Raw genomic sequence first — 21,266 nt, 5'->3', positions numbered from 1 at the left:
GACTTCCGGTTCGTGTCAGGGCAGGATCGAGTCGACGTATCCGCCGTCGACGCGCAGCGCACCACCGGTCGTGGCCGATGCCTGCTCGGAGCTGAGATAGACGACCATGTTGGCGATCTCCTCCGGCTCGATGAGCCGCTGCAGCAGCGACTGCGGCCGGTGCTCCCGCATGAACCGGCGCTGCGCGTCCTCCCAGGGCACGTCACGATCGACCAGCTCGTAGACGAAGTCCTCCACACCACCGGTGTGCGTGGGCCCGGCCATGACGGAATTGACCGTCACTCCGCTGCCCGCCGCCTGCTTGGCGAAGCCCCGGCTCACCGAGAGCAGCGCCGTCTTGGACATCCCGTAGTGGATCATCTCCGCCGGCACGACCACCGCGGAGTCGCTGGCGATGTACTGGATGCGCCCCCAGCCCCGTTCGACCATGCCGGGGAGGAACAGGCGGGTCAGCCGGATACCGGAGAGCACGTTCACGTCGAAGTAGCGGCGCCATTCGTCGTCGCTGATCTCCAGGGGGTCCTTCGGACCGAAGATCCCGAGATTGTTGATGAGGATGTCCACCTCTGGCAGGGCCTCCGCGGCCTGTCGTGCACCGTCCTCGGTGGTCACATCGGCCACCACGGCCACGGTCCGCGCCCCGGGTACCTCCTCGGCAAGCCGCCTCGCGCTCTCCTCCACCCTCTCCTTCGAGCGGCCGTTGATGCCCACCCGGGCACCGGAGCGAGCCAGCCCCGCGGCGATGGCGGCGCCGATTCCCTGAGTGGAACCGGTGACCAGTGCCGTGTGGCCCGCAAGATCGATCTGCATGACGTTCCAGTCCTCTCGAGTGTCTGAGCCCTGCGTGCCGTTGCGCTTGTGCGCTTGAACAGGCACCTCAGCGGGTTCGTTCCTTGGCCGGTTACCTGTTCAAGGGGCATCTCAATCCCGGCGTCGTTCCAGGACCGGATCTCTCTTCCCGTGGGTCAACTCGAGGAGCTCCGGCGCTTCTTCCGCGGGCGGCGTGCGGCGAGAACGACGGCCGGAGGACGGGGCCCGGCCATGTCGCCAGTCGTGGCGTGCTGCCGGCGGCCGATCCGGTCAGACGTCGTCCCATCGGAGCGGGAACCGGCCACTCGTGCCGGGAGCCTGCAGCCGCCGCTCACTCACTGGCCCGGCTCACCCTCCGTGCGGCGCAGGAGTGCCAGATACATCGCGTCGGTGCCGTGCAGATGCGGCCAGAGCTGGACGTCGGGGCCGTCGCCGAGGCCGGGCATCTCCGGCAACAGCGGGCGCGCGTCGAGGAGTTCGGCGCCGGTCTCCTTGACCAGGTCGTCGACGACGGCCCGGGTCTCCGCCGGGTGCGGGGAGCACGTCGCGTAGCCGACGACCCCGCCGGGTCGCACGGCGTTCAGCGCCTGCCGCAGCAAGTCCCGTTGCAGCGGTGCGAATCCGGGCACGTCCTCGGGCTGTCGCCGCCAGCGCGCCTCGGGGCGGCGGCGCAGCGCCCCCAACCCGGTGCACGGGACGTCGACGAGCGCCCGGTCGAACGTGCCGGGCCGCCAGGCGGGGCGGGTGGCGTCGGCGGTGACCACGGCGTACGGCCCCGGGTTGCCTTCCAGCGCACGGCTCACGAGCCCAGCGCGGTGGGGCTGCTTCTCGGCGGCCACCAGCCGAGCGCCGCGCTGCGCGGCCAGGGCGGCGAGGAGCGCCGCCTTGCCGCCGGGCCCGGCGCACCCGTCCAGCCACAGCTCGTCCCGCGCCGCTTCCGCTCCGTCGTTCCCTCCGGCGGCCGGCTCCAGCGGGGCGGCAGCCAGCGCCAGCGCGACCAGCTGGCTGCCCTCGTCCTGCACGCCGGCGCGCCCTTCCCGTACAGCCTCCACCTCGCCCGGGTCGCCGCCCTCGGTGAGCCGCACGGCGTACGGCGACCAGCGTCCGGGTACGGCGTCGCCGGTGAGCAGCTCGTCGGCGGTGGCCCGGCCGGGGCGGGCGACGAGCGTGACCTCGGGGCGCTCGTTGTCCGCCTCGAGCAGCTCCTCCATGCCCGCGCTGCCGCCGCCGAGCGCGTCCCACAGCGCCGAGACGACCCATCGCGGATGCGCATGGCGGATGCCCAGATGCTCCTCGGGGTCGTCGTCGTACGGGGGCGCGACCTTGTCCAGCCAGCCGTTCAGGTCGTCGGCGGCGACCTTGCGGAGCACCGCGTTGACGAACTTGGCGCGCCCGTCACCCAGCACCACACGTGCGAGTTCGACGGTGGCGCTCACCCCTGCATGCGTGGGGATACGAGTGCCCAGCAACTGGTGGGCACCGAGGGAAAGCACGTCCAGCACGGGAGGGTCGACCTCGCGCAGCGGACGGTCGACGCACTCGGCGATGATCGCGTCATACGTGCCCTGCCACCGCAGCGTGCCGTAGACCAGCTCGGTGGCCAGCGCAGCGTCCCGGGCGTCGAACTCCCCTTTGGCGCGGGCCTTGTCCAGCAGCGGCGGCAGCACGAGATTCGCGTAGGCGTCGCGCTCGTCGACCGCGCGCAGCGCCTCGAAGGCGAGAATCCGGACGGGGTCCTTGCGGGGGCGGCGGTAGGGCTTGGAGGGGCGGCGCGGGCTGTTGCTCACAGGGAAGGTGCTCCGGGACTGCGATGACCAGGTGTCCGGCCGTGCGGCCGGTGTTCACCTGCCGGCTGCGCCGACGGGTGTTCTGCCAGCGTACGCCCGCATCCGTGCGCGGGACACGGGCACCGGAGCGCGAGAGCAGCCGCGGACTCCCGGGACGGTGCGCTGCGGCCTCCGGCGCCGGCGCGCGTCCGCGTACCGGTTGGTCCCGCCGGGCTACTCGCCCAGGCGCTCGCCCTCTCCGACACGTACACCGCGCGCCCAGTCGGCAGCCTTCATCGGCTTCTTGCCCTGCGGTTGCACCCACAGCAGCTCGACGGGGTGCGAACCGGTGCCCGCCCACACGGAGTTCTTGTTCGCGAGCAGTTCACCGGGGCCCGGTTCGCTCTCCCCGGGAACGGGGTGCTCCGGGTGCTGCGTCAACGAACGGATCTTCAGCCGCTCACCCCGGAAGAGCGTCCACGCTCCGGGGGCAGGGGTACAGCCGCGTACGAGACGATCCACGCGCAACGCCGGCGCCGCCCAGTCCACCTGGGCGTCCTCGACGTTCAGCTTGGGCGCGAGCGAGACGCCTTCCTCGGGCTGCGGTTCGGCCCGCAGCGTGCCGTCCTCGATGCCGTCCATGGTGGCGGCCAGCAGTCCGGCGCCCGCGAAGGCGAGGCGGGTGAGCAGATCGCCGCTGGTGTCGCTCTCGCGCACCTTCTCCGTGATCACCCCGTAGACCGGCCCGGAGTCCAGGCCCTCCTCGATGAGGAACGTGCTCGCGCCGGTCATGTCGTCGCCGGCCAGCACCGCATGCTGCACCGGCGCCGCGCCGCGCCAGGCGGGAAGCAGGGAGAAGTGCAGATTGACCCAGCCCCGGGCGGGCACGTCGAGCGCGACGCGCGGCAGCAGCGCTCCGTACGCGACGACGGGGCAGCAGTCCGGCGCGATCTCGCGGAGCCTGGCGAGGAAGTCCTCGTCCCTCGGACGTGCCGGCTTCAGGATCTCGATGCCGGCCTCTTCGGCCCGCTGAGCGACCGGGCTGGGCACCAGCCGGCGTCCCCGTCCGGCGCGTGCGTCGGGACGCGTCACCACGGCCGCCACCTCGTGCCGCTCCGAGGCGATCAGTGCGTCGAGCGCGGGCACGGCGACCTCGGGGGTGCCGGCGAAGACGAGCTTCATCGGTGGGGAACACCTCTCACTCAGCAGCGGCGCCGCGTATGGCGCGGTCGCGGACGACGACGCGCCAGTCTACGGTCCTCACGTTCCGTCACATTGCCCCGCCCGAGGGGGCGTACGGGCCGCCGCGCAACCCTGCCCTCCCAACCACACCGCCCCCGGGCGTGACCCAGGCCACTGTTACCGCGTTGGTCAAGTCATATTGACCGAAACGAGCCGTTCCGCGGCTCCTATCCTCTGCAAGACGGTTCGAGAGGCTTGTTCATGGCCGACCACGCAACCCACGACGCCCAGGCGAGGGCCAGCCTGCACCTGCTGGTCCGGGACATCGAGCGGGTCCGCCGCCAGGTGGACGCGCTGCGTACCCTCACCGCCCAACTCGGCAATGTCTACCGCCCGCGGCGGTCCGCCCCGTCCGCGGGCTTCGTCGTCTACGGACGTGCCCCCGCCCCCACGGTGCGGCTCGCCCAGGAACTGCGGGACAGCGTGGAGACGCTGGTCACCGCCGCTGTGGACTTCGACCGGTCGCTGGGATTCTCATGGGACGCGGTGGGCTCCGCGCTCGGAGTCACCAAGCAGGCGGTGCACCGCCGTTACGGATCGCGCCGCAACTCCTCACGCGAACTGGCCGACGCGGGCGGGCAGTCCGCCGAGGAGTCCTCCGCGTCCGGCCCCGTGCCGGCGCTCCCGGGCCAGCCCGGCAGCGGGAACGTCCTTCCCGCAGCTGCCGCCGCGCCTCCCGCTGCGGCGGCCCGGCCCACCGCGGCCGCGGGCGCTCTGCCCGCGTCGCGTCCGGTACCCGGCCAGCCCGGCCGTGACCGCGACCACAGACCGGGGGCCCTCCCTGGCCCCCGCAACGGCTGACTCCTCCACGGCCGTTGCTCCACCGCCCGGTGCGCGTCTCGAACGCCACCGGGCGGTGTGATGTCCGCCCGCCTCGGCCGGAGTCCGGTTCCGCAGCGCTTCAGCCGATGTCCTGCGGGTCCACTCGGATCCACACCGGCGTCCCCTCACGCCTCGTCAGCCGCGCCACATGCGCCGTCTTCAGCGCCGACGCCATCGCCGCACCCGAGCCCTGGGGCACCCGCACCAGCGCACGTACCCACTCCTCGCCCACCGGCGGATCACCGGGACGGCGCGGCCTGCCCGGTTCGATCACGGGAACCGGCACCGGGCCCAGCACTTCCGCGTCGGCGGGCAGCCGGGCCTGGGACAGCAGCCCGGCCACGGCCTCCGGCCGGCCGCTGACCGCGGCCATCCGCGATACCGGCGGGAAGCCCAGCTCCGCGCGATCCGCGAGCTCACGCACCGCGAAGCCCGCGGGATCCCAGCGCACCAGGGCCTGCACCGGCCGCAGCGTGGGCTCGGCCACGACCAGCACCGTGCCGTCCGCGTCGCCCTCACCGCCGGGCCGTACGAGCGCGGCGGCCGACAGCCATCTGCGCAGCGCCTCGTCCCCCGCGCGCAGATCGGGACGTCCCAGCAGCGCCCAGGCGTCCAGCAGCAGCGCCGCCGCATAGCCAGGTCCCTCGGCGACCGGCTCCGCACCCGGCGTGGAGACGACGATCGCCGGAGAGCCGGGGACGCTCTCCAGCACGTGGTCACGCCCGGAGGTGCGCACCGGCACCGAGGGAAAGGCCCGGCCCAGTTCCTCGGCCGTACGCCGGGCACCGAAGACCTGGCCGCGCAGCCGTGTGCCGCCGCACTGGGCGCAGTGCCAGTCGGGAGCGTCACGGGCGCACCAGCCGCATCGCAGTGCGGCGCCTTCCTCCGGCGCCTCGAGCGGACCCGCGCAGTGGGCACATCTGGCGGGGGCGCGGCACTGCTCGCACGAGAGCCTCGGTACGTAGCCGCGCCGCGGCACCTGCACCAGCACCGGGCCGCGCTGCAAGGCGTCACGGGCCGTGGACCAGGCGAGGCTCGGCAGCCGCGCCGTGCGCGCGGCGGGATCACGTGCCTCGTCGAACTCGCCGACCGTGCGAATCAGCGGCGCCGCCTTCCGCAGGGTCTCCCGGCCGGCCTCGAGCGGCCTCGCCCACCCGGACTCGACGATCTGAGCCGCCTCGACCGTGCAGCTGTGCCCGCCGAGCAGGAAGCCCGTCTGCTCGGTGACGGCGCGCTGGAGCAGCACTTCGCGGGCGTGCGGCTGGGGGGCGTGGTCGTCGCTGAGGGCCGCGTCCCCGTCGTCCCACAGGACGGCGAGACCCAGGTCGCGTACCGGCGCGAACATCGCAGCCCGCGTCCCCACCACGGCGCGAACCGATCCGCGCTTCACCGTGAGCCAGCGCGTGTAGCGCTCCTCGGGGCCCGCCTCGGCGGTGAGCAGCACATGGTGCCCGTCGCCGAGCAGCGACGTGAGCGCGGCGTCGACCCGCTGCGCCGCGCGCCCGTCGGGCAGCACAGCCAGGGCGCCCCGCCCGGAGGCGAGCACTGCCGCGACCGCCCGCGCCAGCTCCTCGGGCCAGTGCGGGCCGGGCAGCGCCGTCCATACGGCGTGAGGGGTTCCGCCGCCGGCCAGGGCCGTCAGATATCCCGGGCCCTCGGCGTACCGCTCCCAGGACCCGGGCGCCGGCGGCTCCGGCGAGGACTGCGGCTCGGGCGCCGGACGCTTCTCCGCGCGTGCCATGCGCGGGGGCACCGCCAGCTGCACGACGTCCGCGAGCGACCCCGCGTACCTGTCCGCGACGGCACGGCACAGCCGCAGCAGCTGAGGCGTGAGCACACGCTCCGGGGAGAGCACCTGCGCGATCGGGGCGAGAGCGCCCGGGTAGTCGCTCTGCGCCACCCGCTCAACGATGAACCCGTTGATCAGCCTGCCGCCCTCGCGGCGGCCCTCCTTCTCACCGGCACCGAAGCGCACCCGCACCCGCACACCGGGCTGGGCCTCCTCGTCCATGGCGGCGGGCACCGCGTAGTCGAAGTACCGGTCGAGATGGACGAGGCCCTTGTCGACGAGCACGCGCGCCACGGGCAGCTCCCCGGCGAGCTCCGCACCGCGCCAGGTGCGCGGCTTCGCCTTCGGGGGCTTGCGTTTCCGTACGGTCTCCCGCAGCAACGCAAGCTGCTCCGGCGCCTCGCCGGAGGACTCCCCCTGCCCGTTGTCGCTGCTCACAGCGTTCAGTCATAGCAGACGTCACGGACAGCGCGGCGGGAAGGAGCACGCCGGCCGCGTGACCGCACACGACGAGGCCCGGCCCCCCGTGAGGGGCGGCCGGGCTCGTGAGTCCGTGCGCGGTGGCGCGAGCCGGCTGTTACAGCCCGACAGCCTTGCGCAGCGCGTCGACGCGGTCGGTGCGCTCCCAGGTGAAGTCCGGCAGCTCACGGCCGAAGTGGCCGTACGCCGCGGTCTGGGCGTAGATCGGACGGAGCAGGTCCAGGTCGCGGATGATCGCGGCCGGGCGGAGGTCGAAGACCTCGCTGATCGCCTGCTCGATCTTCTCCACGTCGACGGCGGCGGTGCCGAAGGTCTCGACGAAGACACCCACCGGCTCGGCCTTGCCGATCGCGTAGGCGACCTGGACCTCGCAGCGGGTGGCCAGCTCGGCAGCGACGACGTTCTTCGCGACCCAGCGCGTCGCGTACGCAGCCGAGCGGTCGACCTTGGACGGGTCCTTGCCGGAGAAGGCGCCGCCACCGTGACGGGCGTAGCCGCCGTAGGTGTCGACGATGATCTTGCGACCGGTCAGCCCCGCGTCGCCCATCGGGCCGCCGATCTCGAAGCGGCCGGTGGGGTTGACCAGCAGCCGGTATCCGCTGGTGTCCAGCTTCACGCCGTCCTCGTCGATGAGGCGCTTGAGCTCCGGCTCCACGACGTACTCACGGATGTCCGGGGCGAGCAGCGAGTCGAGGTCGATGTCCGCGGCGTGCTGCGAGGAGACCACGACGGTGTCGAGACGGACGGCCTTGTCGCCCTCGTACTCGATGGTGACCTGCGTCTTGCCGTCCGGGCGCAGGTAGGGGATGGTCCCGTTCTTGCGGACGTCCGAGAGGCGCTCGGAGAGCCGGTGGGCCAGCTGGATCGGCAACGGCATGTACTCGGCCGTCTCGTCGCAGGCGTAGCCGAACATCAGGCCCTGGTCGCCCGCACCCTGCTTGTCGAGCTCGTCCTCGTCGCCCTCGACACGGTTCTCGTACGCGGTGTCGACGCCCTGCGCGATGTCCGGGGACTGCGCGCCGATGGATTCCGAGACGCCGCAGGAGGCGCCGTCGAAGCCCTTCTTCGAGGAGTCGTAACCGATGTCCAGGATCTTGTTGCGCACCAGCGAGGAGATCGGGGCATAGGCCTTGGTGGTCACTTCACCGGCGACGTGCACGAGGCCGGTGGTGATCAGAGTCTCGACGGCGACCCGCGAGTGCGGGTCCTCCTTGAGCAGCGCGTCGAGGATGGTGTCGCTGATCTGGTCAGCAATCTTGTCAGGATGACCCTCGGTCACGGATTCCGAGGTGAACAGACGGCGGGACACATCGCTCCCTGGGGTTGCAGCGGCTGCTGGCTATTCAATGGGCGGACCGGCCGGGGCTGCGCTCGAGCACGAGGGCCAAGCACGGTCCGCCGCCAGTTTATCCATCTACGGCCGCATCCAATCACGTCGTCTCGAAGTTCGAAACCACGGTGACCTGCGTAACCCTCTCCCGAGACGCCCCCGAGGCCCCCTTGACGCGGTGACGGGACAGCGACCACTCCGTGACATATCACATAAGACGGACTCCGCGGAACCGTCGATTCCGCACCGGTGCCGCACGGCCGTCCGGGTCAGGGAAAACGCAGTGCGACCAGGTCCCAAACCGTATCGGAGAGCACCTCTTTGGGGCCGTACGGGACGGGTGTCTCGCTGCCGTCGGCGCCGAGCACCACCGCCTCGTTGTCCTCGGCACCGAAAGTCCTGTGCTCCCCGACCTCGTTGACGACGAGAAGGTCGCACCTCTTGCGCGCGAGCTTGGAGCGGCCGTTGGCGAGAGCGTCCTCGGTCTCGGCGGCGAAGCCGACGACGATCTGGCCGGCGCGCGGGCGGTCCGTGGACAGTTCGGCCAGGATGTCCGGGTTGCGCACGAGGGCCACCGGGTCCGGTTCGACGCCGTTCTGCTTCTTGATCTTGCCGGGTGCGTAGACAGCGGGCCGGAAGTCGGCGACGGCAGCCGCCATCACGACGGCGTCGGCGTCCCCGGCGGCCTTCACGACGGCCTCGCGCAGCTGGGCGGCCGTCTCCACTGGCACCACGTCGACGCCGGCGGGATCGGGGAGGGTGGTGTTCGCCGCGACCAGCGTGACGCGGGCGCCTCGGGCGGCGGCCGTACGGGCCAGCGCGTAACCCTGCTTCCCCGACGAGCGGTTTCCCAGGAACCGCACGGGGTCCAGTGGTTCGCGCGTCCCTCCCGCGCTGATCACCACGTGCCGCCCTGCCATGTCGGCGGGCACCTCGGTGCTTCCCCGGGTGAGGACCCGGCGGCACAGCTCGAAGACGCTCTCCGGGTCCGGGAAGCGCCCCTTGCCCGTGTCGACGCCGGTCAGACGCCCGACGGCGGGCTCGATGACGAGCGCGCCCCGGCGGCGCAACGTGGCGACGTTCTCCTGTGTGGCGGGGTGCTCCCACATCTCGGTGTGCATGGCGGGCGCGAAGATCACCGGACATCGCGCGGTGAGAAGGGTGTTGGTGAGAAGGTCGTCCGCGAGCCCGTGGGCGGCCTTGGCGAGGATGTCGGCGGTGGCAGGTGCGACCACCACGAGATCGGCGCCCTGCCCGATCCGCACATGGGGGACCTCGTGGACCGACTCCCACACGTCCGTGGCGACAGGCTTGCCGGACAGGGCCGCGAAAGTGGCCGCGCCGACGAAGTGCAGCGCCGACTCCGTCGGCACCACCCGCGTCTCGTGGCCGCTCTCCGTCAGGCGCCGCAGCAGCTCGCACGCCTTGTAGGCGGCGATGCCGCCGGTGACTCCCAGGACCACCCTGGGCCGCTCCTGCTGGCGCTGCTCCATCGTTCGCCTCTCCCCACGCGCCCGTCGCCCGGGCCCGGCCTGCCCTGCCTCTGCGTGTTCTGCGTTTCCGCTCACTCGCACATGACACACCACGGGCCCGGCAGCCGCGCTGCCGGGTCCGTGAGAGAAGCCTTGCCCGCTGCCTGCCCGCGCTACGCGGACGGGCGGACGATTACTGCGTGACCGGCACGTCGACGGCCTCGGAGGTCAGCAGACCCGCGTTGATCTCGCGGAGAGCGATCGAGAGCGGCTTCTCGTGGACGTGGGTGTCCACGAGGGGACCCACGTACTCGAGGAGGCCCTCACCGAGCTGCGAGTAGTACGCGTTGATCTGGCGGGCACGCTTGGCCGCGTAGATCACCAGGCTGTACTTCGAGTCGGTGGCTTCGAGCAGCTCATCAATCGGCGGGTTGATGATGCCCTCGGGCGTGGAGATGGAAGAGGACACGCTCTGCCTTCCGGAGGGTGTGTGAAGATCGGAAAAAGATCAAGAATCAAGCGATCCGCATCAAGGCTAGCAGCTCGGCACTGACGTCCTCGACCGAGGTATTGACAAGGGTGGTGTCGAACTCTTCCTCCGCGGCCAGCTCCGTACGGGCCACCGCGAGACGGCGCTCGATCACCTCGGGGGCCTCCGTGCCGCGGCCGGTCAGGCGGCGCACCAGCTCGTCCCAGCTGGGTGGCGCGAGGAAGACGAGCCGCGCCGAGGGCATCGCCTGCTTCACCAGCCGTGCCCCCTGCAGATCGATCTCCAGGAGTACGGGCTCACCGCTCTCGAGGTGCTTCAGTACGGGCCCACGGGGCGTGCCGTACCGGTTGCCCGCGAACTCCGCCCACTCCAGGAGCTCTCCGTTGGCGATCAGCTTGTCGAACTCGTCGTCGCTGACGAAGAAGTACTGCACACCGTGCACCTCGCCGGGGCGCGGTCTGCGCGTGGTGGCGGAGACGGACAGCCAGACCTCGGGATGGACCGTGCGCAGATGCGCGACGACCGTGCTCTTGCCGACGCCCGAAGGGCCGGAGAGCACGGTCAGCCGCGGCGTGCCGGCGGGAGGTTCGGGGGTGGCCCCCCGGGGAGCTGCTGAACTCATGCAGCGATTATCCCGGTTTTCGGCGGTGCCTTGCCACCACGGCACCGCAGGCCGGGGCCCACGGTGCCGTGCGGTGCGAGGTCAGGCGGACGCGCCGCCGAACTCCCGCTCCAGAGCGGCGATCTGGTTGGAGCCGAGGCCGCGCACGCGGCGGCTCTCGGAGATCCCGAGACGCTCCATGATCTGCTTGGCGCGGACCTTGCCGACGCCCGGCAGACTCTCCAGGAGAGCACTGACCTTCATCTTGCCGATGACGTCGTTCTCCTGGCCCTGTTTGATCACATCGTGCAGGGTCGCACCGGAGTGCTTCAGCCGGTTCTTGACCTCGGCGCGCTCCCGGCGAGCCGCGGCGGCCTTTTCGAGCGCGGCTGCGCGCTGTTCAGGGGTAAGGGGCGGAAGAGCCACGCCTACGTCACCTCAGTTAGAACTGTCGGAAATGGATTCGGTGAGGAACCTCGTAGCCCCGCACAGGCGGAGCAGCAAGCAACGCGCCTGTTCACGCTGCTCCCGACGGAGACTAGCGGGCGACAGCGCCTGAGTCAGCGAGAACTGCGGAAAAGTCCTGGTCAGACTCAAGTCGATCGGTACATAACGGCATAAACCGCTCCAGTTTTTTGGCCAACTGCGCGATTTTGCACGGGTGTCGACATCACTGCGGGGCATCTCCGCAGGTACGACGCGGGTGCGGGGCGGCGGACCGAGTGGAGTCGTGAAGGGGTGTCCGCGGGGTGGTCCGCGCCCTCACGGGCGACCGTTTCGTGCACTTTCACGTACGTTCGATCGAGGGGTTCACCCGGCACCGCACGACTTCACGCGACGGCTTCGGCCATCAGGCGCGCCTCTGATGCGGCCGCCTCCCGCAGCGCTTCCGCCGACGGCCCGTGCTTGAGCACTTCCCTGCTGATGCTCGGCAGTACGTTGCCCACGGCCGTACCGAAGACGCGCGGCAGATCGGCCGCCGTCGCGCCCTGGGCCCCGATCCCCGGGGCGAGCAGCGCGCCCCCCATGTCGAGGTCGACTCCCTGCCCGGCGGCAAGCGAGTCCCCGAGGGTCGCGCCGACGACCGCGCCGAAGGATCCGAGCGGCTCCTCGCCCCCGTTCTCCCGCGCGAGGTGCGCGAGGACGGTGGCCGCGACGGTGCGGCCGTCGCCGCCCGCTGCATGCTGCACCTCCGCTCCCTCCGGGTTGGAGGTCAGCGCCAGCACGAAGAGTCCGCAGCCGGACGCGCGGGCCCGGTCGACGGCCGGGCGCAGCGAGCCGAAGCCCAGATAAGGGCTGACGGTCAGCGCGTCCGAGAACAGAGGGGAGGCAGGGTCGAGAAACGCGTCCGCGTAGGCCGCCATGGTCGATCCGATGTCCCCGCGCTTGGCGTCCATGACGACGAGCGCACCGGCGTCCCGTGACTCGGCGACGGCGCGTTCCAGCACGGCGATGCCGCGGGAGCCGAAGCGTTCGAAGAACGCCGACTGCGGCTTGAGCACCGCGACCCGGTCGGCCAGCGCCTCGACCACGGTGCGGGTGAAGCGTTCGAGTCCGGCGATGTCGTCGCCCAGGCCCCAGTCCGCCAGGAGCCCCGCATGCGGATCGATGCCGACGCAGAGCGGGCCCCTGGTGTCCATGGCGCGCCGCAGCCGGACGCCGAACGGCTCCCTGCGGGCACCGCCACCACGGCCGACGGCACGGGAGTGCCCGTTCCCCGGGTCGGTGGTGCTCGGGTTCGTGGGGCTCATGCGGCTTCGGCCTTCCTGTTCTCGGCTCCGACGGCTTCGGCGAGCGTGGCGTACGGGCTTGCCGCCAGCCGCTCCGCCAGGCCCTCGTGCAGCTTCCGCGACCAGCCGGGACCTTCGTACACGAAGGCGCTGTAGCCCTGGACGAGCGTCGCGCCGGCGAGGATGCGCTGCCACAGGTCGTCGGCCGTGGTCACGCCGCCCACACCGACGAGCGTTACTTGATCGCCGACCCGCGCGTACAGGCGTCGCAGCACCTCCAGCGAGCGCTCGCGCAGCGGGGCTCCCGAGAGGCCGCCCGTCTCCGAGACGACGGACGGGTCGCTGCTCAGTCCGAGCCCGTCGCGGGCGATGGTGGTGTTGGTGGCGATGATGCCGTCCAGGCCCAGTTCGACGGCGAGGTCGGCGACGGCGTCCACGTCCTCGTCCGCAAGGTCGGGTGCGATCTTGACCAGCAGTGGCACGGGGCGGTCCGGCACGGCCTCGTCGGCGGCCTCCCGCACCGCGCCCAACAGGGGGCGCAGTGTCTTTGTGGCCTGGAGGGCGCGGAGTCCGGGGGTGTTGGGCGAGGAGACGTTGACGACGAGGTAGTCGGCGTATCCGGCGAGCCGCCGCGCCGAGGTGACGTAGTCGGCTGCTGCCTCCTCCTCCGGGACGGCCTTGGTCTTGCCGATGTTGACGCCGACCACGGGTGTCCGTACGGCGGGCAGGCGGGTGCCGCGGCGGCGGGCACGGGCCGCGAGCCGGGCGGCGACGACGGCCGAACCGTCGTTGTTGAAGCCCATGCGATTGATCAGGGCACGGTCCGGCAGCAGCCGGAAGAGCCGCTTGCGCGGATTGCCGGGCTGCGCCTGCCCGGTGACCGTGCCGACCTCGACGTGGTCGAAGCCGAGCATCGCCAGCCCGTCGATGCCCTCGGCGTTCTTGTCGAAGCCGGCGGCGAGCCCGAAGGGCCCCGGCATGCTGCGCCCCAGCGCCCGTACGCCCAGCTCCTCGCGGCGCGGGGCGAACCGCGCGGCGATCAGCCCGCGCACCACCGGCAGGCGCGCGGCGAGACGGACCAGGCCGGAGGCAAGCCGGTGGGCCGCTTCGGGATCCATCCGTGCGAACACGGTCTTGAACAGCAGGGAGTACATGCGGGCCGGGCCTTCACGTGCGTACGGGCAGGGAGTCGGGGGTCAGGGCGAGTGCCGGGTCTTCGGGCCGGGGACGTGGACGGACGGTTCAGCCGGACCCGCGGGCAGCGGTGAGGTGGTCGGCGTGCTCCTGGAGCGAGCGGACACCCACCTCTCCTCGTGCCATCGCCTCGATGCCCTGAACCGCCGCGGCCAGTGCCTGGACGGTGGTGAGGCAGGGGACGGCGCGGGCTACGGCAGCGGTGCGGATGTCGTACCCGTCGAGGCGGCCGCCGGTGCCCCAGGGCGTGTTGACGATGAGGTCGATGTGGCCGTCGTGGATGAGCTGGACGACGGTGGGCTCACCGTCAGGGCCGGGGCCCTGGCTGTGCTTGCGTACGACGGTGGCGTTGATTCCGTTCCGCCTGAGGACCTCGGCGGTGCCGGAGGTCGCCAGCAACTCGAAGCCCATGGCGGCCAGTTCGCGTGCCGGGAAGATCAGTGAGCGCTTGTCGCGGTTGGCGACCGAGACGAACGCCCGCCCCTTCGTGGGCAGCGCACCGTACGCGGCGGCCTGCGACTTGGCGTAGGACGTGCCGAACACGGCGTCGATGCCCATGACTTCACCGGTGGAGCGCATCTCCGGGCCGAGGATGGTGTCCACCCCGCGCCCCTGCACGTCGCGGAAGCGCGTCCAGGGGAGCACCGCCTCCTTGACGGAGATGGGCGCGTCCAAGGGCAGATCACCGCCGTCACCCGTGGCGGGCAGCATCCCCTCGGAACGCAGCTGCGCGACAGTGGCACCCAGGGAGATGCGGGCGGCGGCCTTGGCCAAGGGAACGGCCGTTGCCTTGGACGTGAAGGGGACGGTGCGGGACGCGCGGGGATTGGCCTCCAGCACATAGAGGATGTCCCCCGACATCGCGAACTGGATGTTGATCAGCCCGCGTACCCCGACGCCGCGCGCGATGGCCTCCGTCGAGGCGCGCAGGCGCTTGATGTCGTGGCCGCCGAGGGTGATGGGCGGCAGTGCGCAGGCGGAGTCGCCGGAGTGGATGCCGGCCTCCTCGATGTGCTCCATGACTCCGCCGAGGTAGAGCTCCTCGCCGTCGTAGAGCGCGTCGACGTCGATCTCGATGGCGTCGTCGAGGAAGCGGTCGATGAGGACGGGGTGTTCGGAGATCAGCCCCGCGTGCCGTTCCAAGTAGGCGGCGAGCGCGGCCTCGTCGTAGACGATCTCCATGCCGCGTCCGCCCAGCACGTACGAAGGACGCACCATCACCGGGTAGTTGATACCCGCGGCGATGTCCTTGGCCTGGTCGAAGGAGTAGGCCGTGCCGTACTTGGGTGCCGGGAGCCCTGCCTCCTCCAGTACGCGTCCGAAGGCACCGCGCTCCTCCGCGAGGTTGATCGCCTCGGGCGGCGTGCCCACGATCGGCACGCCCGCGTCCTTCAGCGCCTGCGCGAGGCCGAGCGGCGTCTGTCCGCCCAGCTGCACGATCACGCCGGCGACCGGCCCGGCCTCCTGCTCGGCGTGGACGATCTCCAGTACGTCCTCCAGGGTGAGGGGCTCGAAGTAGAGCCGGTCGGAGGTGTCGTAGTCGGTGGAGACGGTCTCGGGGTTGCAGTTGACCATCACGGTCTCGTAGCCGGCCTCGCCCAGGGCGAAGGAGGCGTGCACGCAGGAGTAGTCGAACTCGATGCCCTGGCCGATGCGGTTCGGCCCGGAGCCCAGGATGATCACGGCGGGCTTCTCGCGCGGCGCGACCTCGCTCTCCTCATCGTAGGAGGAGTAGAAGTAGGGGGTGCGGGCGGCGAATTCGGCGGCGCAGGTGTCAACGGTCTTGTAGACGGGACGGATTCCCAGCGCGTGCCGCACCTCGCGCACCACGTCCTCACGCAACGAGCGCACCTGGGCGACCTGAGCGTCCGAGAAGCCGTACCGCTTGGCCACGGACAGCAGCTCGGGGCTCAACTTCCGTGCCGCCGCGAGCTCTTCGGCGACCTCGTGGATCAGGAAGAGCTGGTCGGTGAACCAGGGGTCGATCTTCGTGGCGTCGAAGACCTCCTCCTGCGTGGCCCCGGCACGGATCGCCTCCATGACGGTGTTGATCCGCCCGTCGGTCGGCCGGCCGGCCTGCTCCAGCAGCACGCTCTTCTCCCCCACCGGAGAGGTGAAGTCGAACTGGCTTCCCTTCTTCTCCAGCGAGCGCAGCGCCTTGTTGAGCGCCTCGGGGAAGTTGCGGCCGATGGCCATCGCCTCGCCGACCGACTTCATCGTGGTCGTGAGGGTGTCGTCGGCCGCCGGGAACTTCTCGAAGGCGAACCGCGGCGCCTTGACCACCACGTAGTCCAGCGTCGGCTCGAACGAGGCCGGCGTCTTCTCGGTGATGTCGTTGGGGATCTCATCGAGCGTGTAGCCCACGGCGAGCTTCGCCGCGATCTTGGCGATGGGGAAGCCGGTGGCCTTCGAGGCGAGGGCGGAGGAGCGGGAGACCCGCGGATTCATCTCGATCACGACGACTCGCCCGTCGGCGGGATCGACCGCGAACTGGATGTTGCAGCCGCCGGTGTCGACGCCGACCTCACGGATCACGGCGATGCCGATGTCCCGGAGGATCTGGTACTCACGGTCGGTCAGCGTCATCGCCGGTGCGACGGTGATGGAGTCGCCGGTGTGCACGCCCATCGGGTCGAAGTTCTCGATGGAGCAGACGACCACGACGTTGTCGTTCTTGTCGCGCATCAGCTCCAGTTCGTACTCCTTCCACCCGAGGATCGACTCCTCCAGGAGCACCTCGGTGGTCGGGGAGAGAGTCAGGCCCTGCCCGGCGATGCGGCGCAGTTCCTCCTCGTCGTGCGCGAAGCCGGAGCCCGCGCCGCCCATCGTGAACGACGGGCGTACGACGACGGGGTAGCCGCCCAGACCGTCGACTCCGGCCAGCACCTCCTCCATGGAGTGGCAGATGACCGAACGGGCGGACTCGCCGTGACCCGTGCGGGCGCGGACGGCCTCGACGACCTCCTTGAACCGGTCGCGGTCCTCACCCTTGTTGATGGCCTCGACGTTGGCGCCGATCAGCTCCACGCCGTGCTCGGCCAGGGCCCCGGACTCGTGCAGCGAGATCGCGGTGTTCAGGGCCGTCTGGCCACCCAGCGTCGGCAGCAGCGCGTCCGGCCGCTCCTTCGCGATGATCTTCTCGACGAACTCCGGTGTGATCGGCTCGACATACGTCGCGTCCGCGATCTCCGGGTCCGTCATGATCGTGGCCGGGTTGGAGTTGACGAGGATCACCCGCAGACCCTCCGACTTCAGCACCCGGCAGGCCTGCGTACCGGAGTAGTCGAACTCGGCCGCCTGGCCGATCACGATCGGGCCGGAGCCGATCACCAGAACGGACTCGATGTCGGTGCGCTTAGGCACGCCGGTCCTCCATGTGCGCCTTGGTGCTGTGCTGGTCGTTCCTGCTGTGGTCGCCGTCCGTGGCGCCGCTCATGAGCGCGGTGAAGCGGTCGAAGAGGTACGCGGCGTCGTGCGGGCCGGCCGCCGCCTCGGGGTGGTACTGGACGCTGAAGGCCGGCCGGTCGAGAAGCCGCAGCCCTTCCACCACGTCGTCGTTGAGGCAGACGTGGGAGACCTCCGCGCGTCCGTACGGGGTCTCGCTGACGGTGTCGAGCGGTGCGTCGACCGCGAACCCGTGGTTGTGCGCGGTGACTTCGACCTTGCCCGTCGCCCGGTCCTGCACGGGCTGGTTGACGCCCCGGTGGCCGTACTTGAGCTTGAAGGTGCCGAAGCCGAGGGCCCGTCCGAGGATCTGGTTGCCGAAGCAGATGCCGAAGAGGGGCGTTCCGCGCTCGAGCACCGCGCGCATCAGCGCCACGGGGTGCTCCGCGGTTGCCGGGTCGCCCGGCCCGTTGGAGAAGAACACCCCGTCCGGCCGGACCGCGTAGATGTCCTCGACGCTCGCGTCCGCGGGCAGCACGTGCACCTCTATCCCGCGCTCGGCCATCCGCTGCGGCGTCATGCCCTTGATGCCGAGGTCGACGGCGGCGACGGTGAAGCGCTTGGTGCCGTGCGCGGGCACCGTGTACCGCTCCCGCGTGGCCACTTCGCCGCACAGGTCGGCGCCCTTCATCCCGGGCGCGGAGCGCACCCGCTCCAGCAGTGCCGTCCCGTCCGCCGAGGCCGCGTCCCCGGAGAAGATCCCGGCGCGCATAGCGCCGCGCTCACGCAGATGCCGGGTGAGCGCGCGCGTGTCCACGCCGCTGATCCCGACGACGCCCTGTGCGGCGAGCTCCTCGTCGAGGCTGCGCACTGAGCGCCAGTTCGAGGGCCTGCGGGCCGGGTCACGCACGACGTATCCGGCGACCCAGATCCGTGCGGACTCCGGATCCTCGTCGTTGACTCCCGTGTTGCCGATGTGCGGGGCGGTCATCACCACCACCTGACGGTGGTAGGAGGGGTCGGTCAGCGTCTCCTGGTATCCGGTCATGCCGGTGTTGAAGACGGCTTCCCCGAAGGTCTCCCCCACCGCTCCGTACGCGCGTCCGTGGAAGCTGCGGCCGTCCTCCAGCACGAGTACGGCGGAACTCCCGGCTGCCGTCCGGTCGGTGCTCGTCATCATGTGTCCCTCTCCGGGGTTACTGCGGGGTGGTGCCTTCCGGCGACGCCGCTGTCGCCGGACGCGATTGCGGTGATCTGCTCCGCCCAGGCCGTATGCCCGGCGGCGCGGTCGAAGCGGAAACCGGAGTCGAGGCGGCGGTCGCCGAGCTGCCAGGTGATCACCAGCAGGCCCCCTTCGGTGAGGACCTTGCCCGCGATGCCCTTGTCCAGGCGGGCGCCGCGCAGCTGCCCGGCCGGGACGAAGAAGTCCCGTGCCCCGGGCCGTACGACGTGGACGCCCTGCGCCGTCAGCGCGAGCTCGACGCGGCTGCGCGTGCCCAGGCCGTGGGCGACGATGCGATCCAGCCACTGCCCGGCGGTGGTGGAACCGTGGTAGCGGCCGGCTGCATGAAGCAGCGTCCCGCCGGTCTCCTCAGGAGCGGGTGGCGACTCGGGCTCCGGCAGGTCGCCCTGGAGAGTGCCGCGCCACTTCCAGCCCTGCCGCATCAGCCAGTACAGCAGCGCCACGAAGAGTGCCAGCCCGACGACCCAGCCGATGCGGGCCGCCCAGTCCGTGACCTCCTGCGACTTGGGTTCGGCCGCCAGCCCGGCGGCCAGCGAAGCGAGAGGTTGTGCGATCACGCCAGTTTCCCGTCGACGAGTGTTGCCCGTCCCCGCAGCCAGGTGTGCGTGACGCGTCCCGGCAGTTCGCGGCCCTCGTAGGGGGTGTTACGGCTGCGGGAGGCGAAGCCCGCGGGGTCCACCGTCCCACGGTAGTCCGGGTCGATGAGCAGCAGGTTCGCGGGTTCACCGGCGGCGACGGGACGGCCCTGACCGTTCAGGCGCCCGATCGCGGCGGGGCGGTGCGACATCCGCTCGGCGATGCCCGCCCAGTCCAGCAGACCGGTGTCGACCATCGTGTGCTGGAGCACCGACAGCGCCGTCTCGAGGCCGAGCATCCCCATGGCCGCGGCGCCCCACTCGCAGTCCTTGTCTTCGTGCGGGTGGGGGGCGTGGTCCGTGGCGACGCAGTCGATGGTGCCGTCGGCGAGCGCCTCACGCAGTGCGCGCACGTCGGTCTCGGTGCGCAGCGGCGGATTCACCTTGTAGACCGGGTCGTAGGAGCGCACGAGTTCGTCTGTGAGCAGCAGATGGTGCGGGGTGACCTCCGCAGTGACGTTCCAGCCCTTGGACTTGGCCCAGCGCACCAGCTCGACGGAGCCGGCCGTGGACAGGTGGCAGATGTGCAGGCGGGATCCGACGTGAGCGGCGAGCAGCACGTCCCTCGCGATGATCGACTCCTCGGCGACCGCCGGCCAGCCGCCCAGGCCGAGTTCGGCGGAGACGGTGCCCTCGTTCATCTCGGCGCCCTCGGTGAGCCGCGGCTCCTGGGCGTGCTGGGCGACGACTCCGTCGAATGCCTTCACGTACTCCAGTGCCCTGCGCATGATGACTGCGTCGTCGACGCACTTGCCGTCGTCGGAGAAGACCCGCACGCCCGCCGCGGAGTCGTGCATGGCGCCGAGTTCGGCGAGCTGCTTGCCCTCCAGGCCGACGGTGACCGCACCGATGGGCTGCACGTCGCAGTACCCGGACTCGCGGCCCAGACGCCACACCTGCTCGACGACGCCGGCGGTGTCGGCGACCGGGAAGGTGTTGGCCATGGCGTGCACGGCCGTGTAGCCGCCGGTGGCGGCGGCCCTGGTCCCGGTGAGCACGGTCTCGGAGTCCTCACGGCCCGGTTCCCGCAAATGCGTGTGGAGATCGACGAGGCCGGGAAGCAGGATCCGGCCCCCGGCGTCGATCACGTCCGCGCCCGCGGCGTCGAGTCCGCTGCCGGTCTCCGCGATCTTCTCCCCGTCGATCAGTACGTCCTGGGGCTCGCCGCCGAGCACGCGTGCGCCGCGAAGGAGCGTACGGGCGGTGGTGCTGTTCTTGGCTGCCATGGTCACTCGTTCTCCTCGGTGCGGGCGGCTTCCGTGCGGTCGGCGGGGGTTCCGGAGACGGCGGGTTCGGAGCCGCCGAGCAGCAGGTAGAGCACCGCCATCCGGATGCTGACGCCGTTGGCCACCTGCTCGACGGCGGTGCAGCGGGGCGAGTCCGCGACCTCTGCGGTGATCTCCATCCCGCGGTTCATGGGGCCGGGGTGCATCACGACGGAGTGCTCGGGCATGCGCGCCATCCGCTGCCCGTCCAGCCCGTAGCGGCGTGCGTACTCGCGCTCGGTCGGGAAGAACGCCGCGTTCATGCGCTCGCGTTGGACGCGCAGCATCATCACCGCGTCCGACTTGGCGATGACGGAGTCCAGGTCGTAACTGACCTCGCAGGGCCAACTGCCCACCCCGACGGGGACCAGTGTGGGCGGCGCGACGAGCGTGACCTCGGCGCCGAGCGTGCTGAGCAGATGGACGTTGGAGCGTGCGACGCGGCTGTGCAGCACGTCGCCGACGATAGTGATGCGCCGCCCCGACAGGTCGCCCTCACCGCCCGCCAGGCGCCTGCGCATCGTGAAGGCGTCCAGCAGGGCCTGCGTCGGGTGCTCATGGGTGCCGTCTCCGGCGTTGACGACCGAGCCGCCGATCCAGCCGGAGGTGGCCAGGCGGTGCGGCGCCCCGGAACCGTGGTGCCGGATGACGACGGCGTCGGCACCCATGGCCTCCAGCGTGAGCGCGGTGTCCTTCAGCGACTCGCCCTTGGAGACGGACGACCCCTTCGCGGAGAAGTTGATGACGTCGGCGGAGAGGCGCTTGGCGGCGGCCTCGAAGGAGATCCGAGTGCGGGTCGAGTCCTCGAAGAAGAGGTTCACGACGGTGCGGCCGCGCAGGGTCGGCAGCTTCTTGATCGGCCTGTCGGCGACGCGGGCCATCTCCTCGGCGGTGTCGAGGACGAGCACGGCGTCGTCGCGGCTGAGATCGGCGGCCGAGATGAGGTGACGCTTCATCTGTTGCCTTCCGTGGGTCAGTTGTCCGTGGGCGTGCCGGACGGGCAGGGGGTGGGC

General features: G+C 71.2%; 17 protein-coding genes. 1 reads left to right on the top strand and 16 read right to left on the bottom strand.

The genetic code is table 11. The annotated features are described in order from the left end of the window. Positions 1 to 15: 15 nt before the first annotated feature. From I004_RS0113420 to fmt, 3 genes are all read right to left on the bottom strand, one after another. Complete coding sequence (locus tag I004_RS0113420) at positions 16 to 810, bottom strand: SDR family oxidoreductase (protein WP_028435924.1); 795 nt, start codon at positions 808 to 810, stop codon at positions 16 to 18. 335 nt (positions 811 to 1,145) lie between these two features. Further along, positions 1,146 to 2,597 (bottom strand): transcription antitermination factor NusB, encoded by a 1,452-nt coding sequence (locus tag I004_RS0113415; RefSeq protein WP_028435923.1) that lies wholly within the window; start codon positions 2,595 to 2,597, stop codon positions 1,146 to 1,148. A gap of 213 nt (positions 2,598 to 2,810) precedes the next feature. Then, positions 2,811 to 3,758 carry a methionyl-tRNA formyltransferase gene (fmt, locus tag I004_RS0113410; protein ID WP_028435922.1) on the bottom strand — a complete coding sequence of 316 codons (948 nt, stop codon included), beginning with the start codon at positions 3,756 to 3,758 and terminating at the stop codon, positions 2,811 to 2,813. A 261-nt stretch (positions 3,759 to 4,019) separates the two neighbouring features. Here fmt and I004_RS0113405 point away from each other — a divergent pair, with 261 nt between their 5' ends. Continuing rightward, positions 4,020 to 4,619, top strand: coding sequence for a hypothetical protein (locus tag I004_RS0113405; protein ID WP_028435921.1), 600 nt, complete (start codon positions 4,020 to 4,022; stop codon positions 4,617 to 4,619). Between the two features lie 100 nt (positions 4,620 to 4,719). On the opposite strand, the gene I004_RS0113400 is transcribed toward I004_RS0113405, so the two are convergent. The 13 genes from I004_RS0113400 to I004_RS0113340 form a co-directional block, all read right to left on the bottom strand. Then, on the bottom strand, positions 4,720 to 6,867 hold the full coding sequence (locus I004_RS0113400) for a primosomal protein N' (RefSeq protein WP_028435920.1): 2,148 nt from the start codon (positions 6,865 to 6,867) through the stop codon (positions 4,720 to 4,722). Positions 6,868 to 7,006: 139 nt separating this feature from the next. Next, complete coding sequence (gene metK / locus I004_RS0113395) at positions 7,007 to 8,218, bottom strand: methionine adenosyltransferase (RefSeq protein ID WP_028435919.1); 1,212 nt, start codon at positions 8,216 to 8,218, stop codon at positions 7,007 to 7,009. 290 nt (positions 8,219 to 8,508) lie between these two features. Beyond that, positions 8,509 to 9,732, bottom strand: coding sequence for a bifunctional phosphopantothenoylcysteine decarboxylase/phosphopantothenate--cysteine ligase CoaBC (gene coaBC / locus I004_RS0113390; protein WP_028435918.1), 1,224 nt, complete (start codon positions 9,730 to 9,732; stop codon positions 8,509 to 8,511). Positions 9,733 to 9,904: 172 nt separating this feature from the next. Continuing rightward, positions 9,905 to 10,180 (bottom strand): DNA-directed RNA polymerase subunit omega, encoded by a 276-nt coding sequence (rpoZ, locus tag I004_RS0113385; protein ID WP_028431631.1) that lies wholly within the window; start codon positions 10,178 to 10,180, stop codon positions 9,905 to 9,907. Positions 10,181 to 10,226: 46 nt separating this feature from the next. Beyond that, positions 10,227 to 10,823 (bottom strand): guanylate kinase, encoded by a 597-nt coding sequence (gene gmk / locus I004_RS0113380; RefSeq protein WP_028435917.1) that lies wholly within the window; start codon positions 10,821 to 10,823, stop codon positions 10,227 to 10,229. An 81-nt stretch (positions 10,824 to 10,904) separates the two neighbouring features. Continuing rightward, the gene (mihF, locus tag I004_RS0113375; RefSeq protein ID WP_028431629.1) at positions 10,905 to 11,228 is read right to left on the bottom strand and encodes an integration host factor, actinobacterial type; all 324 of its coding nucleotides are present in this window, start codon (positions 11,226 to 11,228) and stop codon (positions 10,905 to 10,907) included. A 404-nt stretch (positions 11,229 to 11,632) separates the two neighbouring features. Further along, on the bottom strand, positions 11,633 to 12,553 hold the full coding sequence (pyrF, locus tag I004_RS0113370; protein ID WP_078511138.1) for an orotidine-5'-phosphate decarboxylase: 921 nt from the start codon (positions 12,551 to 12,553) through the stop codon (positions 11,633 to 11,635). Beyond that, positions 12,550 to 13,686, bottom strand: coding sequence for a quinone-dependent dihydroorotate dehydrogenase (locus tag I004_RS0113365; RefSeq protein ID WP_028435915.1), 1,137 nt, complete (start codon positions 13,684 to 13,686; stop codon positions 12,550 to 12,552). Before I004_RS0113365 ends, pyrF begins: the two co-directional genes overlap by 4 nt. 88 nt (positions 13,687 to 13,774) lie before the next feature. After that, positions 13,775 to 17,089: a carbamoyl-phosphate synthase large subunit gene (carB, locus tag I004_RS0113360; RefSeq protein WP_028435914.1), complete on the bottom strand. Its 3,315-nt coding sequence runs from the start codon at positions 17,087 to 17,089 to the stop codon at positions 13,775 to 13,777. Then, on the bottom strand, positions 17,082 to 18,287 hold the full coding sequence (gene carA, locus I004_RS33750; RefSeq protein WP_078511187.1) for a glutamine-hydrolyzing carbamoyl-phosphate synthase small subunit: 1,206 nt from the start codon (positions 18,285 to 18,287) through the stop codon (positions 17,082 to 17,084). The genes carB and carA overlap by 8 nt, the downstream gene beginning before the upstream one ends. Next, positions 18,287 to 18,907 (bottom strand): PH-like domain-containing protein, encoded by a 621-nt coding sequence (locus I004_RS33745; RefSeq protein WP_037976182.1) that lies wholly within the window; start codon positions 18,905 to 18,907, stop codon positions 18,287 to 18,289. The genes carA and I004_RS33745 overlap by 1 nt, the downstream gene beginning before the upstream one ends. Further along, on the bottom strand, positions 18,907 to 20,214 hold the full coding sequence (locus I004_RS0113345) for a dihydroorotase (protein WP_037976095.1): 1,308 nt from the start codon (positions 20,212 to 20,214) through the stop codon (positions 18,907 to 18,909). The genes I004_RS33745 and I004_RS0113345 overlap by 1 nt, the downstream gene beginning before the upstream one ends. A 2-nt stretch (positions 20,215 to 20,216) precedes the next feature. Next, a complete protein-coding gene (locus tag I004_RS0113340; RefSeq protein WP_028435912.1) occupies positions 20,217 to 21,209 on the bottom strand; it encodes an aspartate carbamoyltransferase catalytic subunit in 993 nt (330 codons plus the stop codon). Positions 21,210 to 21,266 lie beyond the last annotated feature (57 nt).

It is taken from the genome of Streptomyces sp. TAA486 (genome assembly GCF_000426165.1).
Note: the sequence above shows the minus strand (reverse complement) of the source record. Positions and strands in the feature narration are given on the sequence as shown.